This is a genomic window from Pedobacter sp., from assembly GCF_045628745.1.
Lineage (GTDB): Bacteria > Bacteroidota > Bacteroidia > Sphingobacteriales > Sphingobacteriaceae > Pedobacter.
In genome coordinates this window covers 1-8,194 of sequence record NZ_JAZQPU010000254.1, presented here as the reverse complement: position 1 = coordinate 8,194, position 8,194 = coordinate 1, and the positions used below count along the sequence as shown (strand labels likewise).

Below are 8,194 nucleotides of genomic sequence, written 5' to 3'. Positions count from 1 at the left end.
TATGCTTTGTGAGCATCATTGACTGCTGGTTGAGGATCAAAAACGACTTCCTGATCAGCACCTATTTTTACCACTAACTTTCTGTCGTCTTCTATTTTCAGTTTAAAAGTTGTACCATTAACAGGCGTTGTAAAATTTGTGGAACCACTCTCTAAAGGAATAAGATAATCATAACCTTTAATGCCTATTGTTTTTTCTTCTTTGCTGATGAGCGAAACATAAGTGCTCCGTCTATAACTATCTTTTTCCTTAACTTTTAAAATAGCAAAAGCTGTATCTACCAAACGTTGTTCCTGCAGGTAGCTCATGCTGTTGATGGATTTTGTCTGTTTTAAAATGGCTTCATTGATGTGATCGAGGTTTGTGGTGGTAAAGGGCTGCAAAGAAGTTAAGCCATGGTTCAGCACCAGGTATCTAATAATAGCAGGTTTCTCCCTTTGCGCCACAGGCGTAGTCAATTTCATCATTTTGCGCAGCCTTTGCGTTTGTGAATATCGGGAAATCGAAAATGCACTTTGAGGACCATAAGCGGCCAGTAAAGCCAAAACACATAAACTGATGGGGATGATTTTGATATTGTCTTTTTTGCTGATGAGGAAATAGGCCGTGATGATGGACAACCACAAGGCCAGGATCACCAGGATATAACGGGATTCTGTAATACCGTAAACACCTACTCTTCTCCACACGGCAAGCAGCAAGAGTACCACCAAAGGAATCATCATGATGTAAAACCAGCGGGAAAATAGCCTGATCCAACCATTACCCTGTTGTTCTTTGATCGGGAAAATCAGCAGCAAAGAAAGAACGCCAAAAACAGCATAGCCTAGAATGAGCGTAGACACCATGCCTTTAGGCAGCTGCCAGTCGATCATGATTTTTACTTCATAAACCAGTAAAATCAAGAGGTAAATACTGAGTAAAGGGATCAGCACATATTGGGTGAACACTTTTAAGCCTTTAGGATAAGGTTGTGGTGCTTCGTTGAGTACTTTAAAATCGGCTGGAATCCCGGCAAGAAAAAACAGGGTATTAAAGCCGATGCCCACTACCGTTAACATGTATAAATATATTTTTGAATCAATCTTTACATTAAAGAGCCCATGAATGGCCATTAGGGCAATACCCAGACCAGTATACAGCACAAAAGAATAAAGCCCGGAAGTGAGAATCCGGATGAAAAGCACTTTATTGTATTCCCAGAAGCCCAGTAAATTACCTCGTTTGATGAAAGGCGCAAAGGCCACCAGCAGGTGAAAGGCAAAAACCAGTAAGGCTACCCTATAACGGTCGGCTATATAAACATCAGGATTTAGGGTGAAATATAATACTGTACATAGCAAGATACAGAATAACCGCAGCGCCCACTTTTGAAGCGAGGTTAAATGATTGACTTCAGCAAACAGGTCTGCAGCAAGGAGTAAAACTAGGCCAAGGTTACACTGCAAGAGCAATTCCAGCAATTGTACCTGCTGTTCAGAATTACTTTTTACGTCGATGAGCGTAAATGAAACCAGACAAGCAAGCAGGGTGACCAGCACCTGTAGGGGAAAACGAAAGACTACTTTTTTAATTTCATCCCCTAAGGATGCAAGAGAGGGTAATTTCATTTGCAGCGGTTAAGCATTAAATGTAAACAAATGATTTAATTGACCAATAATTTATAACCCTTGCCATGCACATTTAAGATTTCCACCTTAGGATCTTCCCGCAGGTATTTACGCAGCTTACTTAAAAACACATCCATGCTTCTGCCGTTGAAATAATTATCGTCATGCCAGATGTTTAACAAAGCTTCTTCTCTGGTGAGCACGGAATTTTTCTTTAAACACAGCAGCTGTAAGAGCTCTGCTTCTTTTGTAGAAAGCTTTTGCTGCTGGCCATTGATCCAGATCAGCTGTGTGGTATAATCAAACAGGTAATCGCCAATATGAAATTGAGTTTGTACAGGTTCTTTACTTTCAGGTTCTTTAGCTGCAGACACGCGTTTCAACAAGGCGTTAATGCGGAGCAAAAGTTCTTCAATGCGGAAGGGCTTGGTAATGTAATCATCGCCTCCAAGGTCATAGGCAGAAGATTTATCTTCCATCATGGCTTTTGCCGTTGCAAAAATGATGGGCACCTGCTCATTAGCCTTCCTGATTTCTTTACCCAGGGTAAAGCCATCTTTTTTAGGCATCATCACATCTAAAATACAAAGGTCAAAATGTTGCTTGTTAAAGGCACGGATGCCCTCTTCACCATCAACACATAAAACAACATCGAATTTACCCTTTAACTGCAGGTAGTCCTGTAGCAGTAAACCAAGGTTAGGATCATCTTCAACCAATAATATTCTTTTCATCAGTATTTAATTTTTTATAGGTAATGAGCACTAGTGATTATTTGAGCAGCTTCTAAAAGATCACTAGCGTAGCGGCAAGGTAATCTCAAATAAGGTCCCCTTGTCTTTTTCACTGCGCACCTTGATACTGCCCTTCATCTGTGTAACGATATCACGCACATAATTTAAGCCTAGTCCAAAGCCTTTAACATCATGCAGGTTTCCTGTAGGCACCCTGTAAAACTGGTCAAAAATACGCTTTGTGTGGTCCTTTTCCATACCAATACCTTCATCAGCGACATCAATAATTAAGCTTCTATTGGAATTTCTTGTGGTAATGGTAATACGAGGAGGTTCGTTACTGTATTTATTGGCATTATCTATTAAGTTATAAATAATATTGGAAAGATGCAACTCATCGCCCTCAACTGTAGAATTTTCTGCATCAAGGTGTAAATTTAATATTGCCGCTCTTTTCTGCAGCTGCAAGCTCATGCTGTCTGTAACGGCCACAATAAGGTCGTTTACCTCCACGGCTTCCTTCTCCAGGTGTAATTCTTTTTTATCTAAACGTGCAATACTCAACACCCGCTCAATATGATTGCCCAAGCGCAGGTTTTCATCATAAATGATACCTGCTAAGCGCTTGATTCTGCTTTTATCTTCCGTAATCTCTGGATCTTTTAAGGCTTCACTGGCAATCATGATCGTGGCCACGGGTGTTTTAAACTCATGGGTCATGTTGTTGATAAAGTCTGTTTTCATTTCCGAGATTTTCTTCTGCCTCAGAATGGTGTACAAGGTATAAGAAAATATAAAAATCAAGACCAGCAGTAAACCTCCTGAAGAGGCCAGTGTAGCGCCCATGGTATTAAAAATAGCGGCATTCTTACTGGGGAAGTTGATAAACAAAATACCGGGATCACGCTTGATGTCATTACTGAATAAGGTAGTCTGAAAAGTGTTGGAAGGAGAGACATCAAGTCCCTGACTAGATACTTTTTGAAAAATCACAGAATCCCGCTGGGCCAGTTTGACCCAGAAATTATAAGGCAATTCAATATTTTTATTGAGCAGTTCTTTTTTGATCAACGTATCCAGCACTGCTTTAGACACTCTTTTGGTGATGGGCACATTTTCCTGCTCCATTTCTTTTGCGGCCTCTTCAACGAGGTTAAAATTGTCAGAATTGAAGATATCCACCGTATCTGTTTGGAGCCTTTTCAAATCCTGGCGGTAACGCCGCTCGGCAAGGGCATCTTCATTTTTAAATTTGGCTTCTAATATACCATCAACAGTAGCCAGGGATACTTTTAACGGCTGACCGTCAATACGACTATAAGCAAGGTACCTGATGCTGTCTGGCAGTTTCTCTGGTTTGGTACTGAAGGTTTTGTTAGATCTCAGGCGAAAGGTTTTGCGCACATTGCCGCCAACTACATGCAGCTCTTCATCTAAACCCACATTGACATCCACATCTAAAGGTGTAGTAGACTGGTTACTTAAGGCATAATATTCTGCCTCCGTAATGATGGTAGGGTTGTAAAACTTCACCCTGATCATGCTGTCCTGGAAATTCAGGTCATCAATAATGATCTCCTGCTGCTTGAGTTTTCTTTGTCGCTCCTCTTCCTTATGTTTCTCTGCCAGTTGCAGCATAGATTTTTCTTTGTCGCGCTGCTCCTTTTCGCGTTTCAGTCGCCACTCAAAATCTTTCCTGCTGATATGTGTTGCGGCATTTCGGCGCTGCACCTTGTTGACCACTGCATTTAAGGCCTGGTTTACATTCTGCTCGAAAAGTTTAGAATTAAGCTGATAAGCCTGCCTGATATAATATAACTGCATCACCACTACTCCTAACAGGGCAACAGTCATTAATGCAGTAATCAGCCAAAAGCTTGTTTTTTTCATTGGTTGTTAATTGTGCTTTTAGGGTTAAAGCCTTCGCATTGCTGGCGTTAACCTTAAAAGCATTGATACTTCGTATTTGCTTAATAAGGTATCCAAAATTAAGGAAGCATTGTTAAAACGACTTCATTTTAACACTTTTTAACGTAAAAATGAGACAAGGCATTGTAAGTTAAGCAGATAATACCTTTACAGCAGAAAAAAAATAAGGCATAAAAAAAGTGCCGGAAGCTACTCCCGGCACTAATAGTTCAAAACTTGTTTTCTTAAAAAAGATCTTTAAAACGGCAAATCATCTTCATCGCCGGGTGCACTGTTTAGGTCTACAGGCGGAGCGTATTCTGGAGTTGAGCCAGCAGCGTTATTTAACGCATTGATGCGCCAAACTACTAAACTGTTAAAATAAGATACTTTACCGGTTTTATCCGTCCACGGGCGACCACGTAAATTAAACGCAACCTCTACATTGTCACCCACTTTTAAACTATCAAATAAACCAGTTTTATCTTGCAAAGCTTCAAACCTGATATATTCTGGATATGTAGGGTTTTCAGCATACTCTATAATTAGATCACGTTTTTTAAAAGTCTCACTCACCTGTTGTAATGCACCGATTTCATGCACTTTTCCTTTTAATTCCATAACAAATACTCTTATATTATACTTTCAAGTTCAAATCTCTATATTTTTATTGATAACTTCGCACAATATATGATGCAAGTTTTCCACACAAAAAATAAGGTTATCATAACCTGCAACAAAAGGCTCTCTCCCTACCTGGTAGATGAGGTTAAAGAATTGGGTTACACTATAGTAAGGGATTTCCCGACAGGTGTAGAGTTAAACATTACCTTAACGGAATGTATAAAACTAAATTTGAACCTGCGTTGCGCAAGCCAGATTTTATACTGCATCAGCAGCTTTAAAGCCAACAATCCTGAAGAGCTTTACCGCGAGGTGGCAGATATTGAATGGGAAGAGCTGATTGACTTTGCCGGTTATTTTTCGGTAACGTCTAATGTGGATAATCCTACCATCACCACGCCATTATTTGCTAATTTAAAGGTTAAAGATGCTATTGTTGACCGCATCAAAGCGAAAAAAGACATTCGCCCAAATACAGGTTCTGATGGCAATAAAACCGTTATTCACCTTTATTGGAAAGACAGTGAAGCGGATATCTTTATTGACACATCTGGCGAAACCTTGGCTAAACACGGTTATCGTAAAATTCCAGGAAAAGCACCGATGTTGGAAGCTTTGGCAGCAAGTACCATCTTAAGTACTACATGGGACCAAAAATCACCTTTCGTTAACCCGATGTGTGGTTCTGGAACTTTAGCCATTGAGGCAGCACTGATTGCCACTAACCGCCGTCCGGGTTTATTCAGAATGAATTACGGTTTTATGCATGTTTTGGGTTACGACGAAGAAGTTTTCTTTGCCGAGCGCAGGATCTTGAAAGAACAGGTAATTAAAAATGTAGACCTGACCATCATTGCAACGGATATTTCTGAAGATGCTGTTGAAGTGAGTCGCCGCAATGCGAAGACTGCTGGTGTTGATACCTTGATTACTTTTGAAGTTTGCGATTTTGCAGATACCCCTGTTCCTGAAGGTGGCCGTGGCGTTGTTGTTTTCAACCCTGAATATGGCGAACGTTTAGGTGAGCATTCTAAATTAGAGTTAACCTACAAACGCATTGGTGATTTCCTTAAACAAAGTTGTAAAGGTTATACTGGTTACATTTTTACCGGAAACCCAGACCTTGCTAAGAAAATAGGCCTTAAAGCATCACGTAAAATTGAATTCTATAACGGTAAATTAGATTGCCGCATGATGGAATATGAATTGTATGATGGTACACGCCGAGCGGAAGAAGAAAGACCAACACCAAAACCAGTACAAGAATAATAAATAGATATGGAGCAGATCATCATCAGCAAAACTATTGATTTTGTGAAGGAAACTTTAGCAGGTGCTGAAGCCGGTCACGACTGGTTTCACATTGAAAGGGTTTTTAAAACAGCAAAACACATCAATAGCCTTGAAAAGGGCGATATGCTGGTGGTGGCCTTGGCTGCCTTGTTACATGATATTGCCGACAGCAAGTTTAATGGCGGTGATGAAGAAATTGGCCCCCGCATAGCAGGAGATTTTCTGCAAAGCCTGGGTCTTGAACCTGCCATCATTGCTCATGTACAGCAAATTATAAGAAACTTAAGCTTTAAAGCCAGTTTAGGGGAAATTACTTTTGCTTCTAAAGAGCTAGACATTGTGCAGGATGCCGATCGTCTGGATGCCATTGGTGCTATAGGCATTGCCCGTGCCTTTACTTATGGAGGCTTTAAAAACCGGGTGCTTTACGATCCTGAAATTAAACCGCAGCAGTACGCAGATAAGGAAGCTTATAAGAATACGGTAGCCCCTACCGTTAATCATTTTTATGAAAAGCTGCTCCTGTTAAAAGACCTGATGAAAACCGATACCGGTAAGCAACTAGCGGCCAACAGGCATGAATTTATGCTGAGCTACCTGCAACAGTTTTTTGCAGAGTGGGAAGGCATACAATAAACTACCTCACAAAGGTAATGTAATCCGTATTCACGGGCTCTAAACCATTTCTTCTCATCTGCTGGGCAATTTGCGCTCTATGGTATATGCCATGGTTAAAGATATGGAGCAAAATATCCTGTACCTTGGTTTGATATGACATCCCCTTACTATTGGTATAGCTGATCACCTGATCGAGCATGCTTCCATCCACAACGATTTCTTTTAAAGCTGCCGATGACTGCTGGTGCATTTCATTGCAAGTAACTAAAGAATGCTCCTGCCATGTGGTTAGCGTAGGCTTTACACCCTGAATTCTATTCAGCCAAATCACTTGCGCATTCACCAGGTGACTTAACATCCGCAGGTAAGGAAAACGAACAAAGGTATCTTCCTGTGCTAATTTGTTGAAGAGAATATTGTTAGCCCAATCGTTGTAATGACATAATTTGATTAATGAATCTTCCATATCGAGAGGTTTAGTATAGAAATAATTTATACATGCATGTTTTTCAATGTTGAAGGTATAATTTATTTTTCTCATAAACCACCACAATAAAATACTAATATTCATAGTTTATATTGCTATATTCGTTAGTATTTTAAAGACTATGTTTGACCGGATTAGTGAAAAATTAAATATTCTTTCTGATGCTGCAAAGTATGACGTTTCCTGCTCTTCCAGCGGAAGCAAAAGAACCAACCACAATAAAGGATTAGGGAATGGCCACATGTCTGGCATCTGCCATACCTATACCGAAGATGGCCGTTGTGTATCGCTGTTAAAAATAATGGTTTGAGCGTAAGCCCGGAAAAATCATCCTGAAAACGAAGAAGCTTTACCAGCCTGATGTTTTTACCGCTCATTTTCCAGTAATCAATGATACGCAAAAAGCCGACAGGGTATGGAAAGCTTTACAAAAGAAACTAGACATGGGCTGGATGAGGCGCTATTATTGTTGTTACCTTTCGGAACAGCCTGAAGCTTACAGTCATCTTTTTGAGCTGACCTGCATGCTATTCAAGGGCCCAGCGGGGGCTGAAAATAACTATGGCGATCCATCTGTATTAGCAGTAACACAATGGGCTAAAAAAGTAGAAAGAGAGAAACACCGCATGGAGGCTTTTATTCGCTTTCAGCAAACGGCTGATGGTTATTTTTACTGCGGTATAGACCCTGACTTTAATGTTTTGCCCTTAATTATGGGGCATTTTAAAACGCGTTATGCAGATCAGCGCTGGATTATTTACGACCTTAAAAGAAATTACGGCTTACATTATGACTTAGAACAGGTTGAAGAGATTCATGTATCAGCAGAAGACTTCCATCGTTTTAAAAAGCCAGCAGCAGCAAACTTACTATCGGAGCAGGAACTTCATTATGGCAATCTTTGGAAAGACTATTTTAAA

General features: G+C 40.3%; 8 protein-coding genes and 1 pseudogene. 4 read left to right on the top strand and 5 right to left on the bottom strand.

Annotated elements, in window-relative coordinates:
- From ACR2F7_RS09690 to ACR2F7_RS09675, 4 genes are all read right to left on the bottom strand, one after another.
- On the bottom strand, nucleotides 1-1,610 hold a 1,610-nt coding region (locus tag ACR2F7_RS09690; protein ID WP_432713372.1), incomplete at its 3' end, for a DUF4153 domain-containing protein.
- 35 nt (nucleotides 1,611-1,645) lie between these two features.
- Nucleotides 1,646-2,344, bottom strand: coding sequence for a response regulator transcription factor (locus ACR2F7_RS09685; RefSeq protein ID WP_432713371.1), 699 nt, complete (start codon nucleotides 2,342-2,344; stop codon nucleotides 1,646-1,648).
- A gap of 63 nt (nucleotides 2,345-2,407) precedes the next feature.
- On the bottom strand, nucleotides 2,408-4,234 hold the full coding sequence (locus tag ACR2F7_RS09680; RefSeq protein ID WP_432713370.1) for an ATP-binding protein: 1,827 nt from the start codon (nucleotides 4,232-4,234) through the stop codon (nucleotides 2,408-2,410).
- Nucleotides 4,235-4,510: 276 nt separating this feature from the next.
- Nucleotides 4,511-4,873 carry a DUF3127 domain-containing protein gene (locus ACR2F7_RS09675; protein WP_432713369.1) on the bottom strand — a complete coding sequence of 121 codons (363 nt, stop codon included), beginning with the start codon at nucleotides 4,871-4,873 and terminating at the stop codon, nucleotides 4,511-4,513.
- A 72-nt stretch (nucleotides 4,874-4,945) separates the two neighbouring features.
- Between ACR2F7_RS09675 and ACR2F7_RS09670 the strand changes: the two genes are divergently transcribed.
- Both ACR2F7_RS09670 and ACR2F7_RS09665 read left to right on the top strand, forming a co-directional pair.
- Nucleotides 4,946-6,145, top strand: a complete 1,200-nt coding sequence (locus tag ACR2F7_RS09670; RefSeq protein ID WP_432713374.1) for a THUMP domain-containing class I SAM-dependent RNA methyltransferase — start codon at nucleotides 4,946-4,948, stop codon at nucleotides 6,143-6,145.
- A gap of 9 nt (nucleotides 6,146-6,154) precedes the next feature.
- Entirely contained in the window at nucleotides 6,155-6,805 is a 651-nt protein-coding gene (locus ACR2F7_RS09665) for an HD domain-containing protein (protein WP_432713368.1), read from the top strand.
- A 1-nt stretch (nucleotide 6,806) separates the two neighbouring features.
- Here ACR2F7_RS09665 and ACR2F7_RS09660 read toward each other — a convergent pair whose 3' ends face one another.
- Nucleotides 6,807-7,253: a DinB family protein gene (locus tag ACR2F7_RS09660; RefSeq protein ID WP_432713367.1), complete on the bottom strand. Its 447-nt coding sequence runs from the start codon at nucleotides 7,251-7,253 to the stop codon at nucleotides 6,807-6,809.
- A 142-nt stretch (nucleotides 7,254-7,395) separates the two neighbouring features.
- On the opposite strand from ACR2F7_RS09660, the pseudogene ACR2F7_RS09655 reads away from it, so the two are divergent.
- Nucleotides 7,396-7,581: pseudogene (locus ACR2F7_RS09655) on the top strand (putative DNA modification/repair radical SAM protein); the annotation flags it as partial.
- A 19-nt stretch (nucleotides 7,582-7,600) separates the two neighbouring features.
- On the top strand, nucleotides 7,601-8,194 hold a 594-nt coding region (locus ACR2F7_RS09650; RefSeq protein WP_432713373.1), incomplete at its 3' end, for a TIGR03915 family putative DNA repair protein.

Coding starts and splice junctions, on each gene's coding strand:
- ACR2F7_RS09685 (WP_432713371.1), bottom strand. CDS start 2,344: ATGAAAAGAATATTATTGGTTGAAGATGATCCTAACCTTGGTTTACTG.
- ACR2F7_RS09675 (WP_432713369.1), bottom strand. CDS start 4,873: ATGGAATTAAAAGGAAAAGTGCATGAAATCGGTGCATTACAACAGGTG.
- ACR2F7_RS09660 (WP_432713367.1), bottom strand. CDS start 7,253: ATGGAAGATTCATTAATCAAATTATGTCATTACAACGATTGGGCTAAC.
- ACR2F7_RS09665 (WP_432713368.1), top strand. CDS start 6,155: ATGGAGCAGATCATCATCAGCAAAACTATTGATTTTGTGAAGGAAACT.
- ACR2F7_RS09670 (WP_432713374.1), top strand. CDS start 4,946: ATGCAAGTTTTCCACACAAAAAATAAGGTTATCATAACCTGCAACAAA.
- ACR2F7_RS09680 (WP_432713370.1), bottom strand. CDS start 4,234: ATGAAAAAAACAAGCTTTTGGCTGATTACTGCATTAATGACTGTTGCC.